Genomic DNA, 26,487 nt, shown 5'->3' on the forward strand with positions numbered 1-26,487 from the left:
CCGATGCGACGGGCACGGTCCCCGGCGCGGTCCCCCTAATCGTATTTCCGCTGATCCTCGATCACCAGACCGTCATTCGGCAGGCTGCCCGGCGCGACCACCTCGACGATGCCGCGCATCTTCAGCACAGAGGCGACGGATTCGTCGTAATTGGTCCGCTTGTCGCTGGATTCGATCTGAACCGTCAGGGTATCCATCTCACCCACGCGTCGGGCGATCACCCGCGCCTTGGACACTTCGGCGTGTTTGGCGACCAGTGCGGCAACCTGTTCGGGGCGGATGAACATGCCCTTCACCTTGGTGGTCTGATCGGCCCGGCCCATCCAACCCTTGATGCGCATATTGGTCCGCCCGCAGGGCGAAACCCCCGGCATTACGGCGCTCAGATCACCCGTGGCGAAACGGATCAGCGGATAGTCGTAGTTCAGCGTCGTCACGACGACCTCGCCCACTTCTCCCGGCTTCACCGGCTTGCCGGTGCCCGGGGTCACGATCTCGACGATCACCCGCTCATCGACGATCAGCCCCTCCATCGCCTCGCTTTCATAAGCGACATTGCCAAGATCGGCGGTGGCATAGGATTGCAGGCAGCTGATCCCGCGATCCGCGTATTCCTGCCGCAGCGACGGGAAAAGTGCGCCGCCCCCTACCGCCGCCTTGCTGATCTTCAGCTTGACGCCCATCTCCTCGGCCTTGTCGAGGATCACCTTCAGGTAATCGGGCGTCCCGGCATAGGCGGTCGTACCCACGTCCCGCGCCGCGGTCACCTGCAGTTCCGTCTGACCGGTCCCGGCGGGCAGCACCGCCGCCCCGACCGCCCGCGCGCCGTTTTCGAACATCATGCCCGCCGGGGTAAGGTGATAGCCGAAACAGTTGTGCACGATGTCTTTCTTGCCGATCCCGGCGGCAAAAAGCGCGCGGCCAAAGCCCCACCAGTCCTTCCCGATCATCCCCGGTTCATAGATCGGGCCGGGCGACTGGAAGATATGCGAGTATTTGTTCACGGCGTGCATCGCGAACCCGCCAAACGGCGGCGTCTTGGCCTGCGCTTTGGTCAGGTCCGACTTGCGCAGCACCGGCAGTTTCGACAGCTCCTTAACCGAGGTGATCTCGCTTGCATCGACATCCTTCAGCGTCTTGGCATAGCCGGGGAGGCTTTGAGCCTGCCCGATCTGCACCTGCAACGCGCCGCCGATATCCGCCGCGCGCTCATCCCTGGACCGCGTCTCAAGCGTATCATAATACCCCGTCATGGCATCTCTTCCGTGTCAATATACCTGTTACGACCCGGACCCCGGGTCACTCGACATAACTCAGCTCAGCCATCTCTTGCGTCTACGATAGGATCGCACGTCGCGGAACGACTTGCGTCCTTCGTCCGACATGCCAAGGTAAAACTCCTTGACGTCGGGATTCTCGCGCAGGGCCTTGGCCGCACCATCCATCACTACGCGACCGGATTCCAGAATATAACCGTAATGTGCAAAGCGAAGTGCCACATTCGTGTTCTGCTCTGCCAAAAGAAACGTCACCCCTTCCTGCTCGTTCAAGTCCTTGACGATGCCAAAGATTTCCTCGACCAGCTGCGGCGCCAGCCCCATGCTCGGCTCGTCCAGCAGGATCGTTTCGGGGTTGGCCATCATCGCCCGTCCGATGGCACACATCTGCTGTTCCCCGCCCGAGGTATAACCCGCCTGACTCTTGCGGCGTTCCTTGAGACGCGGGAAATAGGCGTAAACCTTTTCCAGCGAGGCATTCTGCTCGGCCTTGCTGTCCTTGCGGGTATAGGATCCGGTCAGCAGGTTCTCCTCGATGGTCAGGTGCTCGAAACAATGCCGACCCTCCATCACCTGGATCACCCCCTTGCGCACGATCTGCGCCGGGTCCGCGTGCTGCATCGGCTCTCCACGGTAACGGATCGACCCCTTGGTCACCTCGCCCCGTTCCGACGCCAACAATCCCGACACCGCCTTGAGCGTCGTCGTCTTGCCCGCGCCATTCCCGCCCAGCAGCGCCGTGATGCCGCCTTTGGGCACCTTCAGGCTAACGCCTTTCAACACGAGGATCACGTGGTTGTAGATCACCTCGATATTGTTGATCTCCAGCAGGGTATCCTGAAGCGTCTCTTGCGCATTCGTCGTATCGAGCATTCTCACAGATCCTCAAAATTCCAAGCCCCTCGCCGGGGCCAAAAAGGTGCGGCGACACGGGGCCGCCGCACCAGTCAGATCAATCGCACCCAGGTGTGATGTTGTTTTCCGACGCATAGGCCGAGGAATCTTCCTCGATCAGCGCGCTGATCACTTCTTGATCGGTGTCGATATAGTCGGTGATCATGTTCCACTCACCGGCTTCTGCATCCCATTGCGCCACCGCACCACGGCCATCGCCACCATGATTTTCACAGGACGCCGCGAATTCCGGGCCGAAATTCGGCAAGCCCAGCGATTCCATCTTGGCTTCGTCGATCACCAGCGCCTCCATCCCGTCGCGCATCATCGCGGGCGTGATGTCCTTGGTGCCGTGGATCTCCTGAGCGGTCTTGGCAGCCTCTGCAGCCAGCATCGCCGCATACATGCCACGGTTGTAAAGCGCGGTGCCAAGCTGATCGCCCGCACCCGCGGCCTTGCCCGCATCGACCACATATTTGCGCAGGTCATCGTAAAGCGGGTAATCGTCGCCAAGGTTATGGAAGGTCAGCGCCTTGTAGCCATCGGCACCGGCGCCCGCAGGCAGCACGTCATTCTCGGACCCGGACCACCAGATGCCGATGAAATTCTCCATCGGGAACCGGATGTTCACCGCCTCCTGAATCGCGACCGAGTTCATCACGCCCCAGCCGTACATGATCACGTAATCCGGACGCTCACGACGCACCTGAAGCCACTGTGACTTCTGCTCCTGACCCGGGTGATCCACCGGCAGCAGCATCAGCTCATAGCCATGTTTCTTGCCAAGCTCTTCCAGCGTGCGGATCGGCTCTTTGCCGTAAGCCGAGTTGTGATAGACCAGCGCGATCTTCTTGCCGGACAGGTCGCCGCCGTTCTGCTCAAGCAGATGCTTGATCGCGACCGAGGCCCCATCCCAGTAGTTGGCCGGGTAGTTGAAGATATTGCGGAACACTTCGCCGTTCTTGGCCGAGGTGCGGCCGTAGCCCATGGAGTGGACCGGGATACCATCCGCCGTCGCCTTTGGGATCAGCTGATAGGTGATGCCCGTCGAAAGCGGCTGATACACCAGCGAGCCTTCGCCCTTGGTGGACTCGTAGCATTCCACGCCTTTTTCGGTGTTATAACCGGTTTCGCATTCGATCACCCGTACCGGCACACCGCCGATCCCGCCGTCGCGCTCATTCAGCAGGGTAAAGTAATCCTCGTAGCCGTCCGCAAAGGGAATACCGTTCGCGGCATAGGCCCCGGTACGATAGCTCAGCGACGGGAACACGAGGTCCGCCATCACTGGCCCCGCGGCCATCACGGCGCCCAGCGCCAGCGTCGTCAGTCTAAGTTTCATCGGGTCTTTTCCTCCCATGTGGTTTTGTCCGATGGTTCACGGGGTTGACCCCCGTTTGTCCTTCGCCGCCCCGATCCGGGGTCGGCATGTGGTGCGGGGCTCGCTCCTTTCACCCCGCGCCCGCCCCCTAGTGGGGGAAGGGCCACAATCTCAGTTTCTCCTTGGCCACGCGCCAAAGCTGCGCCAGCCCGTGCGGCTCGAGGATCAGGAACGTGATGATCAGCCCGCCCACGATCAGCAATTGCAGATGCGCCACGATGTCGGTCGGCCATCCCAGCATATCCGCCCCCACGACCTTGAGCACGACCGGCAAAAGCACGAGGAACGCCGCCCCCGCAAAAGAGCCGAAAATCGAGCCCAGCCCCCCGATGATCACCATGAACAGCACAAGGAAGGATTTCTGGATGCCGAATGCCTCACCGACCTCGACCGCGCCAAGGTAAACCGCAAAGAACAGCGCCCCGGAAATTCCGACGAAAAAGGACGAAATCGCAAAGGCGGTCAGCTTGGCCCGCAGCGGGTTCACCCCGATGATCTCGGCGGCAATGTCCATGTCGCGGATCGCCATCCATGTCCGCCCCAGCGTGCCCCGCGTCAGGTTGCGCGCGATGATCGCCGATCCGGTAAGGAAAACGAGACAGAAAAGATAGGTCGCCCAGGCCTCGGTATTCGGACCGGTCACCTCGATGCCGAACAGCGTGCGTTCCGGTGCGGAAATCTGGCCCGAGGCGGAATAGTTGTAAAACCACGGCACCCGGTTGAACAGCCAGACGAGAAAGAACTGCGCCGCCAGCGTCGCCACCGCAAGGTAGAACCCCTTGATCCGCAGGCTCGGCAACCCGAACAGCACCCCGACCCCGGCGGTGATCAGCCCCGACAGGATGACGTGGAAAAAGATGTTCACATCCGGAAAGGCGGTCATCAGCTTGTAGCAGGCATAAGCCCCCACCGCCATGAACCCGCCGGTGCCAAGGCTCACCTGCCCGCAATACCCCGTCAGAATGTTCAGCCCGATCGCCGCGATTGCGTAGATCAGGAACGGCAGCAGGATCGCGTTGGCCCAGTAATCGTTGATGACAAAGGGCACGACCAGAAAGGCCACCGCCAGCACAAGGTAATACCGATACCGGTCGAACTTGATCGGAAAGGTCTGGCTGTCCTCGACATAGGTAGAGCTGAAATCACCCGCTTCGCGATAGATCATCTGTCAGCCTCCTGCATCGGCATGGCGCCCCGGTTGGGCGCACGGGCAAATCCGATCTCCTCGCTGTGCCGCGCCAGCCAGATCCACGCCAGCACGCCCAGCCCGGCGCCAAAGGCCGCCAGAACTGCCGCCGTCAGCACCTGCCCCTCACCCGCCGTCAGCGCGAGATAGCCAAAGACCCAGAACCCCGACCAGGCCACCACGTTCACGATTGCTATCAGTTTGGCCATGCTCATACCCTCTCGATGATCTTTTCGCCGAACAGCCCCTGCGGCCGGAACACAAGGAAGACCAGCGCCAGCACATAGGCAAACCAGTTCTCCGTTGCCCCGCCCAGCGCAGGCCCCAGCAGGAATTCGAACAGTTTCTCGCCCACTCCGATGATCAGCCCGCCGACAATGGCCCCGGGGATCGAGGTGAACCCGCCCAGCATCAAGACAGGCAGCGCCTTGAGCGCGATCAGCGAAAGCGAGAACTGCACCCCCGACTTCGCGCCCCACATGACCCCTGCGACCAGCGCTACGAACCCGGCCAACGACCAGACCAGCACCCAGACGAAGTTGAGCGAGATGCCGACCGACAGCGCCGCCTGGTGGTCATCCGCTACCGCGCGCAAGGCCCGCCCCTCGCGGGTGTACTGGTTGAAGGCCATCAGCGCGATCACCAGAATCCCGGCAATTACCGTCGCCACGATATCGAGATTGTCGATGAAGAAGCCATAACCGAACATGTCATAGGTGATCTGGTCGATGGTCTCGTTGATCCCTTGGGGCAGCCCGACGTCGAGGGTCTTGATCTCCGACCCCCACATCAGATCCGACAAGCCTTCAAGGAAATAGGCAAGCCCGATGGTCGCCATGAACAGGATGATCGGCTCCTGGTTGACCAGATGCCGCATGACCAGACGCTGCACCAGCCAGGCCAGCACGATCATCACCACCACGGTCACCAGGATCGCGAGCAGCGCGGGCACATGCCAGCCGAAATGATGTAGATCCGTGCCCAAAGTGGCGTTGATCAGATGGCTGAACGGCACCTGCCCGTCCATGATCCCGACCAGCGTGGCCGCCGCGAACAGGGCCATAACCCCTTGGGCATAGTTGAAAATCCCGCTTGCCTTGAAGATCAGCACAAAGCCAAGGGCGACCAGCGCGTAAAGCACGCCGGCCATAAGCCCGTTCAGCGTGACCTCCATCGCGAATAAAAGCTGATCAGGCATCACACCCTCCCCCGCCGCCAAATTTCTTCACAGAAATTTCCCAAAAATTATGGAAAATTTTTGCCACCCTGCCCCGATCAGTCATGCGCCACCCCCAGATAGGCGTCGATCACATCCTGATTGTTGCGCACCTCGTCCGGCGGGCCATCGCCGATCTTCTTGCCGTAATCCATCACCACCACCCGGTCGGACAGATCCATCACCACGCCCATGTCATGTTCGATCAACGCGATCGTCGTGCCGAACTCGTCGTTCACATCAAGGATAAAGCGGCTCATGTCCTCCTTCTCCTCGACATTCATCCCCGCCATCGGCTCGTCGAGCAACAGGATCGTCGGCTCCGCCGCTAAGGCCCGCGCCAGCTCGACCCGTTTCTTCAACCCGTAGGGCAACCGCGCCACAGGTGTCTTGCGGATATGCTGGATCTCGAGGAAATCGATGACACGTTCTGCCACCTCCCGGTTGGCCACCTCCTCATGCTCCGCCTTCCCTTTCCACAGCATCTGCGACAGGATCGACGGCTTCATATGGGTCAGCCGACCACACATCACGTTGTCCAGAACGCTCATCCCCTCGAACAGCGCGATGTTCTGAAAGGTCCGGGCAATGCCCTGCCGCGCCACCTCATAGGGTTTCATCTGCGGCCGCCGCGCGCCCTTGTACCAGACCTCGCCCTCAGAGGGCGTATAGAACCCGGAAATCACGTTCAGCATAGAGGATTTCCCGGCCCCGTTCGGCCCGATGATCGCGCGGATCTCGCCCTCGCGGATGTCAAAGGAAATATCCTGGATCGCGACCACCCCGCCGAACCGCAGGGTGATGTTCTTCATCTCCATCACCACGCCGCCGATGGTGCGCCCATCCGCCGTCACGTAACTGTCCGCCGTATCCTTCACGCGCGCCCTGCCCTTCTTCTCGTTCCAAATACGGCCGCCGGAGGCTCCCCGGCCCGCCGCGCGATGCGACATTCAACTGGCATGAAACCTCTCATTCCGCGGCCATCGACCGGGTCTTGACCGGCACCACCGACGCTTCGCGGATCTCGAGCGTGGCCCGGATCGCCCCCTTGCGCCCGTCCTCATAGGTCACCTCGGTCTCGGTGCTGATCTTGTCCGACCCGTCGTAAAGCGCGGCGATGATATCGGCGAATTTCTCCTCGATGACGCGGCGACGCACCTTTCGGGTCCGGGTCAGCTCGCCGTCATCCGCATCCAGCTCCTTGTGCAGCACCACAAAGCGATGCACCTGGCAGCCCGCCAGCATCGGGTCTTCCGCGACCGAGCGGTTGACCTCCTCCACATGGCCCTGGATCGTATCCATCACCTGCGGATGGCGCGCCAGTTCCTGGTAGGACCCGTAGCCGATATTATTGCGCTCGGCCCAGTTCCCCACCGCGCTCAGATCGATATTGATGAAGGCTGTGCATTCCTCGCGCCCATTGCCAAACACGACGGCCTCAAGGATGTTCGGATAGAACTTCAGCTTGTTTTCAACATATTTCGGCGCGAACAGGCTGCCGTCGGCCATCTTGCCCACGTCCTTGGCCCGGTCGATGATCCGCAGATGCCCGGTATCCTCCTCGATGAACCCGGCATCGCCGGTGGCCACCCAGCCCTCGGCATCCTTGGTTCCCGCCGTGCTCTCGGCGTTCTTGTAATACTCCACGAACACCCCGGGCGAGCGGTAGAAAACCTCGCCCTTCTCGTCCATCTTCAGCTCGACCCCCGGGCAGGGAACCCCCACCGTGTCCGAGCGCACCTCGCCATCGGGCTGCGCGGTGATGAACACCGTCGCCTCGGTCTGGCCATATAGCTGCTTCAGGTTGATCCCCAGCGAGCGGTAAAAGTCGAAAATCTCCGGCCCGATCGCCTCCCCGGCGGTATAGCCGATGCGCACCCGGCTGAACCCCATGGTGTTCTTCAGCGGACCATAAATCAGAAGATCGCCCAGCCAGTACTTGAACCGGTCCATGCCGCTCACCGGCTTGCCGTCAAGGATCGCCGGACCGACCTTGCGCGCATGCGCCATGCAGCGGTCGAAAAGGCGCTTCTTGAACTTGGTCGCATCCTCCATGCGGATCATCACCGTGGTCAGCAGGTTCTCGAAGACCCGCGGCGGCGCAAAGAAATAGGTCGGCCCGATCTCGCGCAGATCCTGCATCATCGTCTCGGCATTCTCCGGGCAGTTCACGCAGAAGCCGGTCCAGTAACTCTGCCCCACCGAGAATATGAAATCCCCGACCCATGCCATCGGCAGATAGGCCAGCACATCGTCGCTCCGCACAAGACTGTCGAATTCGACCGAGGCGCGCGCGCTTTCGATCACGTTTCGGTTGCTCAGCACCACACCCTTGGGCTTTCCGGTCGTCCCCGAGGTGTAAAGCATCACGCAGCGGCTGTCGTAATCCAGCTTTTCCTCGCGCGCCCGCAGGTCGGCCTCAAAGGTCGCCCGGTTCTCGCGGCCCTCCTCCTGCACCGACCGATAGGCGTGCAGATTGGTATGGTCGTATTTCCGCAAGCCCCGCGGGTCGAGATAGATCATATGCTCGAACTGGGTCAGCTGGTCCTGGATCTCGATGATCTTGTCGACCTGCTCCTGATCGCCGACCACCGCGAAGCGCGCGCCGCAGTGATCCATCACATAGGCCATCTCTTCGGCGACCGAATCCTGGTAAAGCGGCACCGGCACCGCGCCCACCATCTGGGCCGCCACCATCGACCAGTATAGATACGGCCGGTTGCGCCCGATGATCGCGATGAAATCGCCTTCTTTCACACCGAGTTTCAGGAACCCCAGCGCCAGCGCTTCGATTTCCTCTTCGGTCTGAGACCAGTTCCACGTCTGCCAGATTCCGAATTCCTTCTCGCGATAGGCCGGGGCCTGTCCGAATTCGGAAGCATTGCGGTGAAGAAGCGCCGGCACGGACAACAGCCCACCGACACCTGCTTGCGTCTGCGACAAGATATTTCCTCCCTCACCGGTCTTGTTGGTACCGGTCTCCGTCCCGCCACGCCCGGGTCTCCTCCCCCGGATGCGGCGAAAGTCACCCTTACCCCCAAGTTTTACCTGAAATTTACCCAATCCTTACGAATTGTAACAAGCCCCGGCTAATTCATCGCTCTTCTGGGCGGCATTTCCGCCCTCTCGCGCTTGCCCCTGCGTCCTGCCTCTTTGCCCCGGTCGATCCCGGTGCTAGCCATGACCCAAGGGGAGATCATGCCGACGCATCTGAGCGAGCAGACCAACAAATGGATGATGACCGCCGGGCTGAACCTGATCGCCCAGGCGCTCTCGATCTATGACAGCGACCTGCGGCTGGCGATCTGCAATCAGCCCTTCCGAACCATGTTCAACCTGCCGGACCATCTCGTCACCCCCGGCGCGCGTTTCGAGGATACGATCCGCCATCAGGTGGTCTCGGGCGAATACGGCCCCGTCGATGACATCGAAGAAGCGGTCCGCCGCCGGGTCGAACAGGCCCGCGCCTTTACCCCGCATTACATGGAACGCACCCGCGCCAACGGGCGCACCATCTCGGTCGAAGGCTCGCCCCTGCCGCAGGGCGGCTGGATCACCGTCTATACCGACATCACCCGGACCAAGCAGATCGAAACCCTGCTGCGCACCCGGTCCGAGGCGCTCTCGGGCCAGCTTCTCGCCCATGCCGAAGAACTTTCCGCCACCAACCGCGAACTCGCCGCGACCAATACCGCGCTTGAGGAAACCAAGCGCCAGCTGACCGAGATCGAGGCCCGCACCCGCACGACGATGGAGATGATGCCCGCGCATATCGCCCATGTCGATCCCGAGGGGTTCTATACCTATTCCAACCGGCGGCTCAGTTCGGTCATTCCGGGCTGCCCCTCGGACATCATCGGCCAGCATATCGCCGCAGTGGTCGGACCTGCGAACTATCAGCGAATCGGCCCCAAGCTCGATATCGCCTATGGCGGTGAGAACCTGACCTTCGAATTCACTGAAAATCGCGATTCCCGACGCATCCGTGTGGCGCTCACAGCCGATACGACCGGCGGGCTGTTCATCCTCTCGATGGACGTGACCGAGGAAACACAGGCCCGAGCCGCCCTGCAACAGACCCGCCGCCGCGCCATCGCGGCACAGGTCACCAGCGGGCTGGCGCATGACTTTTCGAACCTTCTGACGATCATCCTCGGCATGCAGGAAAAGCTCGCCCGCATGGACCTGCCCGATCAGGCCGCCGAGCTGATTGCCGCCACCCGCACGGCGGCCAATCGCGGCGGCCAGCTTTTGAACCGCATCGCCGACATGACCGTGTCGCGCACCTTGCGCCCGCAGGCCACCGATCTTGGCGCGCTACTGCAGGAGTTGCGCGTGCTGGCAACGCCCAGCCTGCCCGGTCCGGTCTCGCTCACGATCCTAGATCACAGCCCCGACGCGCTGATGATGCTCGATCCCGGCATGTTGCAGGATGCGCTGCTGAACCTGATCCTGAACGCCCGCGACGCCTGTGGCAACACGGGCAGGATCACGCTCTCCGCCCATGTGGTCGGACGGACTTGGCTTGAGATCAAGATCAGCGACACCGGCCCCGGCTTTGCCCCCGAAGCGCTGGAAAAGGCGGTCGAACCCTTCTTTACCACCAAGGGCGGCGAAGGCTCGGGGCTGGGGCTGCCGATGGTCTATGACATGGTGAAACTGGCGGGCGGGGACCTGACCTTGAACAACACCGATGACGGGGCCGAAGTGACCATGCGCCTGCCCTATCACGCCGCGCCCTCGGGCACCGGCGGGCTGGCGTTGCTGGTCGAGGATGGCGAGGATCTGAGGCCCCTGTTCCGCGACATGCTGATGGGTCTGGGGTTCTCGGTGATCGAGGCCACCTCGGCAGACGAGGCCGCCGCCCTTGCCGCCGATCTGCCCGATATCGTGCTGATGCTCTCTGATATACAACTTCAGGGATCGGGCACCGGTATCGACCTGCTCGACCGGGTGCAGGGCACAGGCCTGCCCACCGTGCTGATGACTTCGCTCCCGCCCGACGATCCGCTGCACGAAGCCGCAAGGCTGCGCGCGCCCGTGCTGCGCAAACCCTTTGACGCGGACCAGCTGGCCGCCCTTGTCCTGCCGAAAGCCGACCGAAAATGACCACGCCTTCCGACACCGCCCCGCTTGTCACAATCCTCGATGACGAGGCCGAGATCCGCCAGATGCTGACCGAGGTTCTGGAAGAGGCCGGTTTCCGCACCCAGAGCTTTGCGCGCGCCCGCGCCTTTGAAGCGGCGCTGAAACATGTCACCCCTGATGTCTGCCTTGTGGACCTGTCGCTGCCCGACAGCGACGGGCTGGCGCTGGTTCATCGGCTGGCGCTGGAACGCGGCGCGGCGGTGATCATCATCTCGGGCCGGGCGCAGGTACAGGACCGGGTGACCGGGCTGGAGCTTGGCGCCGACGATTATATCACCAAGCCCTTCGAGCCTGCCGAAGTCATTGCCCGCATCCGCGCCCGCATCCGCACCGCGCGTCCTGCCGCGCCCACTGGCAATACCGCCGGGTTCAACGGCTGGACCGCGCATTTCGACAGCTACGTTCTCGAGGACGAGACCGGCGCGGAAACCCCGTTTTCCCATGCCGAGGCCGAGGTGCTGCGCATGTTCCTCGAAAGCCCGAAACGGCTGATCTCACGGGCGCAGATGCAGGAAAGCCTTGGCGGCGCGGCGGGCGAGAGTTTCGACCGGGCGATGGACGTCCGCATCTCGCGCCTGCGCACCAAGCTGCGCGAAGACCCCAAGAACCCGCGACTGATCAAGACGATCTACGGCGCGGGGTATATCTTTCTCGGGGATGTGCACTGGCGGTGACATAACCGGCGGCAGCGTCTGGGGCGGCTGACGGATTTTGGATATTTTAAGACCCAAAGAAGAGGGATGGTTGCGCACCATCGATGCCGCAGCGCGGCGGTGTACAGGTTGTGCACATGTGCTGTACTGCTCGTGCTTCCCTTTGACCGGGTCTATTGCTGCGCCGCCGCATTTGCGAGCACCTTCAGCCCGGCGACAAGATCGCTCTCGGCGGTATCCTCGGCAAAGTCGTGGCTGATGCCGTTGATCGAGGGGACGAAGAGCATTGCGACGGGCATCAGTCTGGACACATTGGTGGCATCGTGCAGCGCGCTTGAGGGCATGTCGCGCCAGTTCCCGGGGGCCACGGTTTCCGCTCCTTTCGACAGGGCCGCGCGCAGTGTTTCATCCATCTTTACCGGTTCAAGCCCAAGCATGGGGCCATAGGACAGCGTCATCCCGCGTTCTTTCGCTATTTCCTCGGCGGTGTCGCGGATGATCTGTTCCATTCGGCCGAGCCGGTCGATTTCCCCATCGCGCCATTGCATCGAAAATGTGACCTTGCCCGGGACGATGGACGAGGCATTCGGGTGCAGGCTCACATGGCCGATGGTCCAGACAGTCGACGGGGTGACCACGTTGCGGAAGCGGTCGTTGATCGCGGTGCTGAACGCGGAAAGCGCCTGAAAGGCATCCTTGCGCAATTGCATGGGGGTGGTGCCCGCGTGGTTCTGCTGGCCTTCCATGGTGATGCGCATATCACGGATGCCGACGATATCGGTCACCACGCCGATCTGTTCGCCGCTGGTATCGAGTGTCGGGCCCTGCTCGATATGCATCTCGACGAAGCCGGTGAAGCGGGACGGATCGACGAAATCGCCCGCCAGATCGGCGAAGGCGGCGCGGGCCTCGGCGAAGTTCAGGCCGCCGTGATCGACGAGCGTATCGGCCTTGTCCAGCGCGAGGTTGCCGGACCAGATGGCGCTGCCGGTGGTGACGCCGAACCGGCCTTCCTCATCCTCGAAGCTGACGACGGAGATCGGTGGTCCGCCTGCCTCGAGACTGGCGCGGGCGACTTCGAGTGCGGCGATCACGCCCAGCGCCCCGTCGAGCCATCCGCCTTCAGGCTGGCTGTCGGAATGCGACCCCATCAGAAGCGAGGGACCATCCGTCAGGCCAAATAGATTGCCCACCGGGTCGAAATGCGGTGTCAGCCCGGCGGCGCGCATCTGCTCGGCCAGCCATTTCCGCGCCTCGATATCCGCCTCGGTATAAGCCGGGCGCACGACGCCTTTGCCAACGCCGGCGGCACCGATACTGCGCAGGTGGTGAAGGTCGGCGAGGAAGCGGTCGGCATTGACGGGGATCATCGGAACTCCTTTGGGATGCGCCCCTCCCTGATAGGTTGGAAATGCGCATCTGTCGACCGCGCCGGGCCAACGCTACCACGAATGGTGCCCCGCCTGAGTGGCAGGGCGCAATCGTTACAAGCTGAATGATGCGGCGTTTACTCCGCCGCCATCGTCTCCGCCGGTTCGACCTTGACCGCCGAGAATTTGAACTCGGGAATCTTGCCGTATGGGTCGATGGCCGGGTTGGTCAGGATGTTAGCCGCCGCTTCGACATAGGCGAAGGGCAGGAACACCATGTCCTCGGAAACCGCGCGGTCGGCGCGGGCCATGACCTCGATACTGCCGCGCCGCGTGGTCAGGCGCAGCATGCCGCCCGGCGCGACGCCAAGACGGCGCAGGGTTTTCGGGTGCAGGGAACAGTTCGCCTCGGGTTCGACCGCGTCCAGAACCGAAGCGCGGCGGGTCATCGACCCGGTGTGCCAGTGTTCGAGCTGCCGCCCCGTGGTCAGGATCATCGGGTATTCCGCATCCGGCGCCTCATCCGGCGCGATCACATTGGCGGGGGTGAACTTTGCCCGGCGGCCTGCGCGTGGGAACCCATCGCCAAATACGATCGCCTGCCCCGGATCTTCGGGCGAGAGCGACGGGTAGGTCACCGCGTTTTCGCGCTCGAGCCGCTCCCAGGTGATATTGTCGAGGCTTTCCATGTTCAGCTTCATCTCGGCAAAGACCTCGGCGGGGCTGGTGTAGGTCCATCCCAGACCCAGACGTTTCGCCAGCTCGACCTCGATCCACCAGTCCTCACGTGCCTCGCCCGGCGGAGAGACGGCGGCGCGGCCCATCTGGACCTGCCGGTTCGTATTGGTCACGGTGCCGGTCTTTTCGGCAAAGGCGCTGGCAGGCAGGATCACGTCCGCATAGTTCGCGGTTTCGGTGATGAAGATATCCTGTACCACGAGATGATCGAGCTTGGCCAGCGCGGCGCGGGCATGGTCCACATCCGGGTCGGACATGGCCGGGTTTTCGCCCAGAATATACATCGCCTTGATGTCGCCCTCATGGATCGCATCCATGATCTCGGTTACGGTCAGGCCCTTTTCACTGGAAAAGTCAGCCGAGCCCCAGACCTCGGTAAAGGCGCTGCGCACGCCATCGTTCGTCACATCCTTGTAATCGGGCATGAACATCGGGATCATCCCCGCATCCGAGGCGCCCTGCACGTTGTTCTGACCACGCAGCGGATGCAGCCCGGTGCCCGGGCGCCCGACCTGCCCGGTCATCAGCGCAAGCGAGATCAGGCAGCGGGAATTGTCGGTACCGTGGATATGCTGGCTTACCCCCATACCCCAGAAAATCATGCCGGCCCGCGCGCCCGCAAAAGTCCGCGCCACATCGCGCAGGACTTCTGGCTCAATGCCGCAGATTTCGCTCATCTTTTCGGGGGTGAACCCGCTCAGATGATTCTTTTCAGCCTCCCAGTTCTCGGTATAGGCCTCAATATACTGACGATCATAAAGACCCTCTTCGACGATCACATGCATGATCGCGTTCAGCATCGACACATCCGCGCCGGGCCGGAATTGCAGCATATGCGAGGCAAACCGCTTGAGCGCCTGCCCACGCGGGTCCATCACGATCAGCTTGCCGCCGCGCTTGGTGAACTGCTTGAAATAGGTTGCCGCGACGGGGTGGTTCTCGATCGGGTTGGCCCCGATCACAATGGCCACATCAGCCTTCTCGATCTCGTTGAAGGTCGCCGTCACTGCCCCGCTGCCGACGTTCTCCATCAGCGCCGCAACCGAGGAAGCATGGCACAGCCGGGTGCAGTGGTCGACGTTGTTATGGCCAAAGCCCTGACGGATGATCTTCTGGAAAAGGTAGGCTTCCTCGTTGGTGCATTTGGCGCTGCCGAACCCGGCCACTTCGCGGCCACGATCGCGCAGACTATTGGCTGCGAAATCCAGCGCCTCGTCCCAGCTTGCCTCGCGGAAATGGGTCTGCCAGTTCGCCGGATCGACGTTCAGCCCCTTGGCGGGCGCATCTTCGCGCCGGATCAACGGTTTGGTCAGGCGGTGGTCGTGGTGGATATAATCGAAACCGAACCGACCCTTGACGCAGAGCCGGCCCTCGTTTGCGGGCCCGTCGATCCCGTCGACATATTTGACCCGGCCATCCTTGACCTTGAGCGAGACCTGGCAACCGACCCCGCAGAACGGGCAGACGCTGGCAACCTCGCTGTCGTAATCGGCGCTGTCGCCCTGCTGATCGGCATCCAGCACGGAGGCCTCCATCAGCGCACCGGTCGGGCAGGCCTGCACGCATTCGCCGCAGGCCACGCAGGTCGAGGCGCCCATAGGGTCGGCCATATCGAAGGTCGGAAAGGTATCATGCCCGCGGCCCGACATGCCGATCACGTCATTGACCTGAACCTCGCGGCAGGCCCGCACACAAAGCCCGCACTGGATACAGGCATCAAGGTTGACCCGCATCGCCACGTGGCTGTCATCCAGCAGCGGAATGCGCTCTTTCTCCAGTTTGGGAAAGCGGCTCTCTGACACACCATTCGCCTCGGCCATGTCCCAGAGATGCGCAGAACGGTCATGCGCCTCCTCGCGCTCGGGCTGGTCGGCCAGCAGCATTTCAACCACCATCTTGCGCGCACTCGCCGCACGGGCGGAATCGGTGGTGACCACCATGCCCTCGGCAGGTTCGCGGATGCAGGACGCCGCCAGCGTACGCTCACCCTCGATCTCGACCATACAGGCACGGCAGTTGCCATCGGGGCGATAGCCCGGCGCCGGCTTGTGGCAGAGATGCGGAATCACAAGGCCGCGCCCGTTGGCGATTTCCCAGATCGTCAGACCCTGCTCGGCCTCGACCTCCTGACCGTCCAGCGTGAACCGCACCTTGTCCGACATGATGGCATCCTCCGTATTCTGCCGAGTATAGAGCATGGAATGCACCCGCACAGAGGATCAATCCCGACATTGGTCTCTCGTTTTGCGTCCTCTGTTTCCCATCGGAACCCCGGTTTCTTGATGCAAACGCGACAAACCGGATGAAACCTGCCTCCCAGCACACGGCCAAGTCTTTCCACCCCGTCAACATGGGCCTATGACAGTGCGGTAAGATACAGGCTCAATAACATGTCCCACATTACCCTTGTCCGTCATGGCCAGGCCAATACCGAGGCCCGCGACGAAATCTCCTATGACCGGCTCAGCCCCCTCGGCCATCAGCAGGCCGCATGGCTCGGCGAACATCTGCGCGATTCCGACCAGTTCCACCCAAGGCTCTATTGCGGATCCCTGGTCCGGCACCGCGAAACCGCCACCTCCATGGGGCTGGGCGACGACATCACCCAGGACCCGCGCCTGAACGAGCTGGAATATTTCACCCTGTCGCGCCTTCTTGAAGAACAGCACGGCATCGCCCCGCCGGCCGAACGCGAAGGCTTTGCCCAGCACATGCCCCGTGTTTTCACCGCATGGCAGAACGGTGAAATCACCGATCCGCCCGAAACCTTCACCGATTTCGAAACCCGGGTCCGCTCGGCGATCGAAGAGATCGGCAAGGGCGACGGACCGGCGCTGGTGGTCACCTCCGGCGGGTTGATCGCGATGGTCATGCGCCTGATGATGGGGCTCGACATTCCGGCCATGGCAAGAATGGCCCTTGCGATCATGAACACGTCGATGCATCGTCTGCATCCAATCGGGGACCAGCTCAGCCCGGTGCTGTTCAACGCGGTGCCCCATCTCGACCACCCAAAGAGACATTTCGCCCAGACCCATATGTAACGACCCCATATGTAACGACCAGAGGAAGCCCATGCAGCTGCATTACGCCAAGGGAACCATCGCCATCGCCGTCGCCATCACCCTGTTCGACGCAGGAATCGATTTCGAACCAGTCGAGGTGGATTTCCCCAATGCAGCCCAGACCAAGCCCGCCTTCCACGCCATCAACCCCAAGGGCCGGGTCCCCGCGCTGGTCACAAGCCGCGGCGTGCTGACGGAAACCGGCGCCATCCTCGACTATATCGCCGCGCTGCACCCCCGCGCCGAGCTGATCCCCGGCGATCCGTTTCAGGCTGCGCGGATGCGCGAGCTGATGTACTACATCGCCTCGACACTGCACGTGGCCCATGCCCACAAGATGCGCGGCCCGCGCTGGGCCACCAAACCCGCCTCTTTCAGGGACATGGCCGAAAAGGTGCAGGAAAACATGTCAGCCTGCGCCGACCTGATCGAGACCCATTACCTGACCGGGCCTTTCGTCCTAGGCGACAGGTTCAGCCTCGCCGATCCCTATCTCTTCACCGCCGCCTCCTGGTTCCCAAAGGACGGCGTCGATCTCGACCAGTTCCCCGCGCTCACGCGTTTCATGTCGATGATGGAAACCCGCGACAGCGTCCAGCAGGCCCGTCAGCTCGGCATGATCTGACACCTCGCCAATCTGCCCCCCGACGGGTCTCGGTACCGCGCCGCCCTTTTCAGGCGTCCTTTTTCCTCTTGCCTGAAATACTCCCGCCGGAGGCATCCCGAGGTTTCCAAAGACACTGCCGGGTCGAAATCGCGCTCGGCGATCAGGAAAATAAGCGATAATAAATACCGTCCGGCAGGAACTGCGCCAGCCGCAGGACCGAGGATATGCCCTTGGGAAAACCCTTCTTGAACCCGTCCGAATTCATATGCTCGAACACGACCCGCGCCGCATCTTCCGGCTCCATCAGCGAGGGCATGTGGAAATCGTTTTTGTCGGTCAGCCGGGTTTTGATGAAACCGGGGTTGACCAGCTGCACCTCGACATTGGTTCGGCGCAGATCCGCATGCATGCATTCGGCCAGCGACATTACCCCGGCCTTGGACGCCGAATACCCGATTGACCCGGGCAGACCGCGATAGCCCGACAGCGATCCGGTGATGACGATATGGCCCGCGTCCCGCGCCAGCATGTCCGGCACCACCGCGCCCATCACCCGCATCAGCCCGGTAAAATTCACATCCGCCATGGTCACGCCCTTGTCGACATCCCATTCTTTCGCCTTCATCGGCCAATAGGCCCCGGCAAGGAACACCACCCCGTCGACCTCGCCCACGGCATCGACGGCGGCTGTGACGCTGTCCATGTCGGTCACATCGATGGTCTGGATCTCGGCCCGGCCCGGCAATTCCTCGGCCAGCGCCTCAAGCCGGTCAGCTGAACGTGCCGACAGCACCAGTGACACCCCGACGCGGCTCAGCTGATACGCGAGCGCCCGCCCCAGCCCTTCGCTTGCCCCGATCAACCAATACCGTTTGCCTTGCCAGTCTTTCATCGTTCCTACCTTGGTTTGCCTCGGGTTCCGACGCGGCAGCAGCAATGCCCGCGCCCTTCATTCAGGTATTTCACACCCGGCTCAGATCAAGGCGCGACAGCAGAAGCATCGCCACCAGTTTCAACGCGCAAGGCACTGCCGCATAGGCAAGGGTCAAAAGCCAGAGCACCTCTTCGCCATTTGCCTCCCCGGGACGAAAGCCGCTGTCCTCCAGCACCGGCAACAGCGACACGGCGGCAAAGGCCAGCGTGAATTTGGTCATGAAGGACCAGAGCCCGAACCCCTCGCTTCCCGAGGGCGCGACCCGCGCCATGCGCCGCGCAAACAGCGCCGGCAAGAGCGTCATATCCGCGCCTAGTGTAAAACCGGTCACGACGCAGATGACGCCAAAGCCCAACACGTCCCCGGTACCCAGCGGCAGGACACAGAGAAAGGCCACGACCGCCAGCGCCATGGCCGACAGCAGAACGCGCTTTTCCCCATGGCGCTCGGCCAATCGACCCCAGACAGGTGCCGAAACCGCCGCCGCAAGAAAAAACAGCACCAAAAGCGGCCCAGCCGCATCAGGCGACCCCAGGCGGCTTTCGACGTAGAACAGGAACAGGGTCGAGGAGACCGCCACCGGTGCGGCATTCAGAAAGGCCACCACCAGCAGACGTCGCGCCAGCCCATCCCGCATCACCGGTCCAAAGCCAACCGGCAGGCTCACCGCACCGCTTGCCCATTCCGACCGCATCGCCAGTGCCGCCACCAGCGCCAAAACGGCAAAGCCCAGAGCGAAACCGGTAAAGGGTGCATCCATCCAGTAGCCGAGCATCACCGGCGCCACGGCCGCAACGCAGACCCCAAGCAAGGCGCCGGTCTCGCGCCAGCGCGCGGTCTGCAAATGTCCATGCGTGCCGAGCGATCCGGCCTTGGTCACGCCCTGCGCATAGAAAACGATGGTGAGATAGCTGAAAGCCGAAAACACCAGCGCCAGCATGACGGCGAACCAGATCAACGGCGCAAACAGCGGCTCAACGGCGAAAAGCCCCCACATCGACAGCGCCAGAACCCCGACGGCCAGCCCGACCGAGAGCGCGCGCCAGCGTCGCAGCCACCCCGCCAGCTGCCCCAGCATCGGGTCCTGCACCACGTCGAGCATGCGCAGGAGAAACAAAATTCCCCCAAGGCTCGTCAGGCTGACCCCATAGGCATCCACGTAGAATTTCGGCGCATGGATGTAGATCGGCAGACCCGCTGCCGAGAGAAGGGCCGCAAAGATCGCATAGGCCCAGAGCCGATGCCCTGTATGCGTCATCCGCGCGAGGCTTCCCGCGTCGGCGCCTCCGGCCGGTCACGGAAGTTCGCGCCCTTCCACCAGAGTTTCAGCGCCTGCCAGTGTATCAGCCCCATGACCCTCCGTGCGCCCAGCGGGCGGCGCAGCATCATGCGCAGGATCGACAGGTTTCCAAGCGGCTGCCGCGTCCCGGTCAACGTCGCGATCACCCCGCCGTCGCCACCTTCGCGGGCATAATCAATGCGGATGCCGATCCGCTCGGGCCGTATGTCGAACTGGAACTTGTAGCCGCCTTCGACCGGCTGAAAGGGCGACACATGCATCGCCTTGCTCGCCTCAAGCGTGTCGCCATGCACGATGGGCGACAGGTCGGACTTGTGGCAGATATAGGAATGCCGGTCGCCGTAGGTATTCGTGACCTCAGCGATAACGATGTTCAGCGCGTCGTTTTCATCATGACACAACCAGAAACTCACCGGGTTGAACACGTATCCAAAGCTGCGCGGTTGCGCCAAAAGCAGGATGCGCCCGGGCTGTGGCAATTGAAATTCCGCCAGAACCTCCCGCACCCATTTCGCGCCGGTGCCTTCGCCGGGCGCACCGCCATGATCGCTGTCTTTCAGCGTCAGCAGGTTGCGCCCCTTACGTGAAAAAAGGCCCGGCCCAGAGACCTCGGCCTCGGCATCCAGCAACAGGTAGTCGATCGCGTATCGGAATCCGTTTTCAATCGCGCCCTTGCGACCGTGCCAGGTGTGGCCTTCGATATGTTCGACCATGCCAGTCAAGAAGGAACGCTCCTATTCCGCCGCAATGCGCATGGCGTTGATCTTGGTCAACCCCGCCACCACATCCATCGCGCTCGACAATCCATCCTCGTGGAACCCGTTCTTGACCCAGGCCCCGCAGAACCATGTATTGTTCGAGCCGTTCACCTTTTTAAGAGCTGCCTGAGCTTCCAGAGCGGCCGCATCATAGACCGGGTGGCGCAGTGTCACGCTGTCATAGATCAGATCCTCGCGGATCGGACGTCGGGTATTCAGAGTCACGAAATGCGGATCGTCTTTCGGGATCGGCTGAAGCGAGTTCATCCAGTAGGTCAGATCGATATTGTCCGACGGGCAGCGCGCGCTTTCGCTATAGTTCCAGCTTGACCAGACCTTGCGCCGTTTTGGCATGACGCTGTCATCCGCGTGCAGGGTGATCTCGTTCGGCTGATAGGCCACCGCACCAAGGATCTCGGCCTCCTGCTGGGTCGGATCGGAAAGCAGGCGCAGACTGTCATCCGAATGGGTGGCAAAGATCACCTCGTCAAAGACCTCCCACTCGCCGCCCCAAGCCTTGACCTCCACCCCGGTCGGGTACCTGCGCACGGATTGGACCGGCGCACCCGGACGCAGGTCGACTCCCCTGCGGCGCATTGCGTCTTCAAGTCGCGACACATAGGCGACCGAGCCGCCCTGAACCGTGTACCACTGGTGCTGGCCGGAGGCGCTCAGCAGGTTGTGGTTGTCGAAAAACCGCATCATCGCCCATGCCGGAAAATCAAGGATCTTGTCTTTGGGCGTCGACCAGATCGCACCCGAGAAGGGTTCGAGATAATAGGAGCGGAACCACGGACCCATCTTGAGCACGTCGAGCAGGTCGCCAGCGCTCAGGCTGCGATCTTCCGATACTTCAAGCGCGGTGCTATTAAACCGGACGATATCGCGCACCATACGCTGAAAAGCCGGTTTCAGGAAATTGCGGCGCTGCGCGTAAAGCGTATCAAGCGTTGTCAGCGCATATTCCAGCGCCCCGTCGTTGATCGACACCCCAAAGCTCATATTGCTTTTGGCGATCGGCACTTCCAGTTCTTCGAACAGGGAAACAAGGCGCGGATAGTTGACCTTGTTGAACACAATGAACCCGGTATCGACCGGCTGGTCGCCGTTGCGGCCGGCCATGATGGTTCTGGCATGTCCGCCCAGACGGGGCTCGGCCTCGAAAAGCGTGACCGCATGGGAATTGGCCAGCTCATAGGCGGCACCCATCCCGGAAATTCCTGCACCGATTACGGCTACTCTCTTGGGTGCACCGGCACCAGTCTCAAACGGCATATTCAGTTTTGCTCCAAAGCACTGCGTCATAAGGCTTACGACGCCAGGATGAATTTGGATGTAAAAGAAAGAAATTTTTGTTGATCAGGCACCTGCAAGCCACGCTGCCCTTCATCACGAAGGTAAAAAAAAATTCTCTGCGCCGTGATCCAAACCTTCAAAAGCGGCGTAACAGGACTATGCTGAATGTACGAGAACATAATTCTGAAAGCAGCGCGCTGCGCGTGCCGGTCCCGATGCCGGCCTTCCGCGTGGTGCATCCGTTGCCTGTGGGAAACCGTGCATTGAAGAGGAAGAACGCCAGTTCTGCGCCAAAGACCGACCCCGAAGCGCCGGACTGGGTCATGCTGATCGCCCGCATCCGCGACCATCAGGACCGGGCGGCTTTCGCCCGCGTGTTCCAGCACTTTGCGCCAAGGGTCAAAGCGTTTCTCATGAAATCCGGTGCCGATGCCACGCTGGCAGAGGAATGCGCGCAGGATGTGATGACGACGCTCTGGCGCAAGGCGCATATGTTCGACCCCACCCGCGCGTCCGTCGCCACTTGGATCTTTACCATCGCACGGAACCGCCGGATCGACATGCTGCGCCGCCAGCGCCGTCCGGAACCGGAGGAGCTCACATGGGGCCCCGAGGCGGAACCGACGCAGGAAGACGTCCTGTCCCTTCAAGAGGAAAGTGAAAAGCTGCGGCAGGCGATCACCGATCTGCCTGACGCACAGAAAGAACTGATCGAACGCGCTTTTTTCGGCGATCTCTCGCATAGCGAGATTGCCGCCGAAACCGGCCTGCCTCTTGGCACGATCAAATCCCGTATCCGTCTGGCGCTGGATCGCTTGCGCCACGCCATGAAGTGATTGAAACCATGACAGACAAGATAAAACATCACCTGAGCGACGACCTCCTGATCGCCTATTCCGCCGGCCTTCTGAACGAGGCGTTTTCTCTGATGGTCGCCACCCATGTCTCGCTCTGCGACACCTGCCGGGCGCAACTTGAATCCTTTGACGCAGTGGGCGGAGCCATCCTCGAAGGCAGCGGCCTGCCGGATGTGCCGCAGGTCGCCATGTCTCCCGACGCGATCGATGCGATTTTCGCCACCATCGACCTTGCCCCGGCGCAGGAAACCCGTGCCGCTCGCCGCAAGGATGACGTTCTTCCCGCGCCGCTGCAGGATTACGTCGGCGGCGATCTGGCCGCTGTGAAATGGCGCCCGGTCGGGATGGGCGTCAAGCAGGCGATCCTGCCCACCGCCAAAGGGGCCACAGCGCGGCTGCTCTATATTCCCGCAGGCGCCGCCGTGCCGGACCACAGCCACAATGGAACCGAGCTAACCATGGTGCTCAAGGGCGCCTTTTCGGACGAATATGACAGTTTCGGTCCCGGCGACGTGGAAACCGCCGATCAGGATGTGACCCATACGCCGGTCGCGGATATTTCCGAGGATTGCATCTGCCTTGCCGTCACCGACGCGCCTCTGAAATTCAAGGGTGTTATCCCCCGCATGCTTCAGCCGTTCCTGCGGATCTAAACCCTACTGGTCGAGCTGGCCGAGCGGCACAATATTGCCCGTGTCCTGCTCGACCTCCTCGAAATCGAAATTATCCAGACGTTGCGCCCGGCGACCGGCTTTTTCGGCGCTGATGCGGATTTCAGACACGTCCTTGGCCGCCTGCGAGAAATGCCGGTCAAGGTTGCCGACCCGTTCGCCCAACCGGTCCACATCCTTGTGCAGCAGGCCCAGTTCCCGGCGGATCGCGCCTGCCTGTTCGCGCATCCGCGCGTCCTTGAGGATTGCCCGCATCGTGTTAAGCGTTGCCATGCAGGTGGTCGGTGACACGATCCAGACCCGCGCGGCAAAGCCTTCCCGTACCAGCTCCGCGAAATTCGCGTGCAGCTCTGCATAGACGGCCTCGGACGGCAGAAACATCAGCGCCCCGTCAGCGGTCTCACCTTCAAGGATGTATCGCTCGGATATCGCCTTGATGTGGTTGCGCACGGTGTTCCGCAGCAATTGCTGCGCTTCCTTGACCTGCTGCGGGTTCTCAGCCCGTCGTAGCGCCTCATAGGCCTCAAGCGGGAACTTGCTGTCGATCACGATCGGTCCCGGCGGATTCGGCAGGTGGATCAGGCAATCGGCCCGCCGCCCGTTAGACAGCGTTGCCTGCAACCGATAGCTGTCAGCGGGCAACGCCTTGGAGACAATGTCGTTCAATTGAATTTCGCCAAAGGCCCCGCGCGTCTGCTTGTTCGACAGGATATCCTGAAGGCTCAGCACATCGCCCGACAGCTTGGTGATATTGTCCTGCGCCTTATCGATGGTCGCAAGCCGCTCTTGCAACTGCGTCAGCGAGGTCGCCGTGCGCTTTGAGTTGCCGTGCAGGCTTTCCTGCATCCGCTCCTGCATTTCCGCCAGCGACCGGGCCGAGCGCATCGCGTTCTCGGCCAGCCGGTCGTTCATCTGCTGCTGGACCGAGGCCAGCCGCGCCTCCATCGTCTGGATCACCTGCGTCTGCGCATTGGCCTGCGTGTCCGACACCATCTGCAAACCGCCGCGCAGCTGGTCCTGCCCCTGCCCAAGCTGCTGCACCGATTGCCCCAGCATGGCCATCTGCCGCGACAGCGGCACCACAGCCGCCGCCGCCCGGCCCGAGGCGCGGATCGCAAAGATCAGAAGCACCACCAGCAGCAGCGCGAAGACCCCGCCCGCCAGCACGGCAGGCTCCTGTTCTTTCAGCGTGGCGATCACCGCATTCAGGCTTTCCATCAGGTCCGCCCGAACAGCCGTTCGATATCCGCCAGCTTCAGTTCGACGTAAGTAGGCCGACCATGGTTGCACTGTCCGGAATGAGGCGTCGCCTCCATCTCGCGCAGCAGCGCGTTCATCTCTTCGGCGCGCATCCGCCGGCCCGAACGGATCGAGCCATGGCAGGCAACGCGGCTCAGGATGGCCTCGATTTTTGCCTGCACCATCTGTGACGAGCCAAGATCGTCGAGCTCATCCAGAATGTCTTTCAGCATCGCTTCGGCATTCACCTCGCCAAGGATCGCCGGAGTCTCGCGGACCGCCACCGCACCGCCGCCAAAGGGTTCGATGGTGAGACCCATGCGCGTGAGGTCTTCGGCAATTTCCATCAGCCGCGCGCAATCGCCCTCGGACATTTCGACGATCTCGGGGATCAGCAACGCCTGCGCCGCGACACCGTTTTCGGCCATCTGCCGTTTCAGCTTTTCGTAGACCAGACGTTCATGCGCCGCGTGCTGATCGACAATGACCATGCCGTTTTCGGTCTGGGCGATGATGTAATTTTCATGCATTTGCCCACGCGCCGCCCCCAGCGGACGCGCCTCGACCGGCTCTTCGGTCCGCACCGGTTCAGGCTCGACCACCCGAGCGCTGTAGCTTTCGCCCAGATCAGCGAAACCCCGTTCAGGTGCCGGAGCAGGCGCCGGTGCCTGCGCCGCATAGGACGCCCCGCGCGCGCCAAGCGAGGGCCGATCCATCTGGTAGATCCGCGCGCCGCCGCTGGCAGGGGCCGGTTCGGGCCGCATCGCGCCCAGCGTCGCCGAGGCGACAGTCGAAGACGCCCGGTGCCCCGCATTCGCGAGCGCATGGCGCAGGCCCGAAACGATCAGCCCCCGCGCCACACCGGGATCGCGGAAACGCACCTCGGATTTCGCCGGGTGCACGTTCACGTCGACCAGTGTCGGGTCGCAATCGATGAACAGCGCCGCCGCCGGGTGACGGTCGCGGCTGAGGAAATCGAAATAGGCCGCCCGCAGCGCCCCGTAGAGCATCTTGTCGCGCACCGGACGGCCATTGACGAAGAGGAACTGCGCCACCGCCGCGCCGCGCGAATAGGTGGGCAGCGCGGCATAGCCGAACAGCCGCAGTCCCTCGCGCTCGGCGTCGATTTTCAGAGCGTTCTCGGCGAATTCCCGGCCGAGAACCCCGGCAAGCCGCCCCTGCAACGCGTCGAAAAGATCGCCGGTCTCGGCATCCGAGCGGAACAGGCTGCGCCCCTCCTTGCCGTCCGAAACCTCATTCAGGTGGATGCTGATCGCCGGTTCGGCCATCGCCAGCCGCTTGATCACGTCGGTGATCGCCTGCGTCTCGGCCCGGTCGGTGCGCATGAATTTCAGACGGGCGGGCGTGGCATAGAACAGGTCGCGCAGCTCGACCACGGTGCCCGCGCGAAGCGCAGCGGGTTTCACCGGCTCCATCCGGCTGCCCGACACGCGGATCGTCGCTGCCTCGTGACCCGACGCGCGCGAGGTGATCGACAGCCGCCCGACCGCCCCCAGCGAAGGCAGCGCCTCTCCCCGGAAGCCGAAGGTGTGGATATTCAACAGGTCCGAGCCGTCAATTTTCGAGGTCGCATGCCGCGCCAGCGCCAGCGGCAGATCCTCGGGCGCGATACCGCAGCCGTCATCCGTCACCCGGATCAGCGTCTTGCCACCATCGGCGATATCCACGGTGATGCGCCGCGCCCCCGCGTCGACCGCGTTTTCCACCAGTTCCTTGACGGCAGAGGCGGGGCGTTCCACAACCTCACCGGCCGCGATACGATTGATCGCGCTTTCGTCAAGCTGGCGAATGACCGGGCGAATCTCGCTGATATTGGGGTTCGTGCTTTGCATACTACCACACCTAGCATGGTATGCCGCGATTCTGAAAGAATCTT

22 protein-coding genes are annotated in these 26,487 nt (G+C 62.3%); 6 read left to right on the top strand and 16 right to left on the bottom strand.

The features are described from left to right. Positions 1-35: 35 nt before the first annotated feature. The 8 genes from MF268_RS16035 to MF268_RS16070 all read right to left on the bottom strand — a co-directional run bounded on the left by MF268_RS16035 (position 36) and on the right by MF268_RS16070 (position 8,897). A complete protein-coding gene (locus tag MF268_RS16035) occupies positions 36-1,253 on the bottom strand; it encodes a phenylacetate--CoA ligase family protein (RefSeq protein ID WP_238371872.1) in 1,218 nt (405 codons plus the stop codon). A 60-nt stretch (positions 1,254-1,313) separates the two neighbouring features. Next, positions 1,314-2,150 carry an ABC transporter ATP-binding protein gene (locus MF268_RS16040; protein ID WP_238371873.1) on the bottom strand — a complete coding sequence of 279 codons (837 nt, stop codon included), beginning with the start codon at positions 2,148-2,150 and terminating at the stop codon, positions 1,314-1,316. Positions 2,151-2,229: 79 nt separating this feature from the next. Continuing rightward, the gene (locus tag MF268_RS16045; protein ID WP_238371874.1) at positions 2,230-3,513 is read right to left on the bottom strand and encodes an ABC transporter substrate-binding protein; all 1,284 of its coding nucleotides are present in this window, start codon (positions 3,511-3,513) and stop codon (positions 2,230-2,232) included. Positions 3,514-3,640: 127 nt separating this feature from the next. Continuing rightward, the gene (locus tag MF268_RS16050) at positions 3,641-4,717 is read right to left on the bottom strand and encodes a branched-chain amino acid ABC transporter permease (protein WP_238371875.1); all 1,077 of its coding nucleotides are present in this window, start codon (positions 4,715-4,717) and stop codon (positions 3,641-3,643) included. Beyond that, positions 4,714-4,947: a hypothetical protein gene (locus tag MF268_RS16055; RefSeq protein ID WP_238371876.1), complete on the bottom strand. Its 234-nt coding sequence runs from the start codon at positions 4,945-4,947 to the stop codon at positions 4,714-4,716. The genes MF268_RS16050 and MF268_RS16055 overlap by 4 nt, the downstream gene beginning before the upstream one ends. A gap of 2 nt (positions 4,948-4,949) precedes the next feature. Further along, the gene (locus tag MF268_RS16060) at positions 4,950-5,936 is read right to left on the bottom strand and encodes a branched-chain amino acid ABC transporter permease (protein WP_238371877.1); all 987 of its coding nucleotides are present in this window, start codon (positions 5,934-5,936) and stop codon (positions 4,950-4,952) included. A gap of 77 nt (positions 5,937-6,013) precedes the next feature. Then, positions 6,014-6,832, bottom strand: coding sequence for an ABC transporter ATP-binding protein (locus tag MF268_RS16065; RefSeq protein WP_238371878.1), 819 nt, complete (start codon positions 6,830-6,832; stop codon positions 6,014-6,016). 91 nt (positions 6,833-6,923) lie between these two features. Then, positions 6,924-8,897, bottom strand: coding sequence for an AMP-binding protein (locus MF268_RS16070; protein WP_238371879.1), 1,974 nt, complete (start codon positions 8,895-8,897; stop codon positions 6,924-6,926). A gap of 237 nt (positions 8,898-9,134) precedes the next feature. Here MF268_RS16070 and MF268_RS16075 point away from each other — a divergent pair, with 237 nt between their 5' ends. Both MF268_RS16075 and MF268_RS16080 read left to right on the top strand, forming a co-directional pair. Next, on the top strand, positions 9,135-11,063 hold the full coding sequence (locus tag MF268_RS16075; protein WP_238371880.1) for a PAS-domain containing protein: 1,929 nt from the start codon (positions 9,135-9,137) through the stop codon (positions 11,061-11,063). Then, positions 11,060-11,776, top strand: a complete 717-nt coding sequence (locus MF268_RS16080) for a response regulator transcription factor (protein ID WP_088632861.1) — start codon at positions 11,060-11,062, stop codon at positions 11,774-11,776. The genes MF268_RS16075 and MF268_RS16080 overlap by 4 nt, the downstream gene beginning before the upstream one ends. Positions 11,777-11,928: 152 nt before the next feature. On the opposite strand, the gene MF268_RS16085 is transcribed toward MF268_RS16080, so the two are convergent. After that, positions 11,929-13,125, bottom strand: a complete 1,197-nt coding sequence (locus MF268_RS16085; protein ID WP_238371881.1) for a Zn-dependent hydrolase — start codon at positions 13,123-13,125, stop codon at positions 11,929-11,931. Between the two features lie 137 nt (positions 13,126-13,262). Further along, positions 13,263-16,025: a formate dehydrogenase subunit alpha gene (gene fdhF, locus MF268_RS16090; protein ID WP_238371926.1), complete on the bottom strand. Its 2,763-nt coding sequence runs from the start codon at positions 16,023-16,025 to the stop codon at positions 13,263-13,265. A 228-nt stretch (positions 16,026-16,253) separates the two neighbouring features. Between fdhF and MF268_RS16095 the strand changes: the two genes are divergently transcribed. Continuing rightward, positions 16,254-16,907 carry a histidine phosphatase family protein gene (locus MF268_RS16095; RefSeq protein ID WP_238371882.1) on the top strand — a complete coding sequence of 218 codons (654 nt, stop codon included), beginning with the start codon at positions 16,254-16,256 and terminating at the stop codon, positions 16,905-16,907. A gap of 31 nt (positions 16,908-16,938) precedes the next feature. Beyond that, a complete protein-coding gene (locus tag MF268_RS16100) occupies positions 16,939-17,553 on the top strand; it encodes a glutathione S-transferase family protein (protein WP_238371883.1) in 615 nt (204 codons plus the stop codon). 142 nt (positions 17,554-17,695) lie between these two features. On the opposite strand, the gene MF268_RS16105 is transcribed toward MF268_RS16100, so the two are convergent. The 4 genes from MF268_RS16105 to MF268_RS16120 all read right to left on the bottom strand — a co-directional run bounded on the left by MF268_RS16105 (position 17,696) and on the right by MF268_RS16120 (position 21,802). After that, positions 17,696-18,427: an SDR family NAD(P)-dependent oxidoreductase gene (locus tag MF268_RS16105; protein ID WP_238371884.1), complete on the bottom strand. Its 732-nt coding sequence runs from the start codon at positions 18,425-18,427 to the stop codon at positions 17,696-17,698. Between the two features lie 70 nt (positions 18,428-18,497). Then, entirely contained in the window at positions 18,498-19,727 is a 1,230-nt protein-coding gene (locus MF268_RS16110) for an MFS transporter (protein WP_238371885.1), read from the bottom strand. Continuing rightward, positions 19,724-20,491, bottom strand: coding sequence for a DUF1365 domain-containing protein (locus MF268_RS16115; protein ID WP_238371886.1), 768 nt, complete (start codon positions 20,489-20,491; stop codon positions 19,724-19,726). Before MF268_RS16115 ends, MF268_RS16110 begins: the two co-directional genes overlap by 4 nt. Before the next feature lie 12 nt (positions 20,492-20,503). Beyond that, a complete protein-coding gene (locus MF268_RS16120; RefSeq protein WP_238371887.1) occupies positions 20,504-21,802 on the bottom strand; it encodes an NAD(P)/FAD-dependent oxidoreductase in 1,299 nt (432 codons plus the stop codon). A 344-nt stretch (positions 21,803-22,146) separates the two neighbouring features. Here MF268_RS16120 and MF268_RS16125 point away from each other — a divergent pair, with 344 nt between their 5' ends. Beyond that, complete coding sequence (locus MF268_RS16125; protein WP_238371927.1) at positions 22,147-22,659, top strand: sigma-70 family RNA polymerase sigma factor; 513 nt, start codon at positions 22,147-22,149, stop codon at positions 22,657-22,659. A gap of 8 nt (positions 22,660-22,667) precedes the next feature. Continuing rightward, positions 22,668-23,333, top strand: coding sequence for a ChrR family anti-sigma-E factor (locus MF268_RS16130; RefSeq protein ID WP_238371888.1), 666 nt, complete (start codon positions 22,668-22,670; stop codon positions 23,331-23,333). A 3-nt stretch (positions 23,334-23,336) separates the two neighbouring features. On the opposite strand, the gene MF268_RS16135 is transcribed toward MF268_RS16130, so the two are convergent. Further along, positions 23,337-24,569, bottom strand: a complete 1,233-nt coding sequence (locus MF268_RS16135; RefSeq protein ID WP_238371889.1) for a DNA recombination protein RmuC — start codon at positions 24,567-24,569, stop codon at positions 23,337-23,339. After that, entirely contained in the window at positions 24,569-26,443 is a 1,875-nt protein-coding gene (mutL, locus tag MF268_RS16140) for a DNA mismatch repair endonuclease MutL (protein WP_238371890.1), read from the bottom strand. Before mutL ends, MF268_RS16135 begins: the two co-directional genes overlap by 1 nt. Positions 26,444-26,487 lie beyond the last annotated feature (44 nt).

The sequence above is a fragment of the Heliomarina baculiformis genome (genome assembly GCF_019966545.1).
Taxonomy (GTDB): Bacteria; Pseudomonadota; Alphaproteobacteria; order Rhodobacterales; family Rhodobacteraceae; genus Heliomarina; species Heliomarina baculiformis.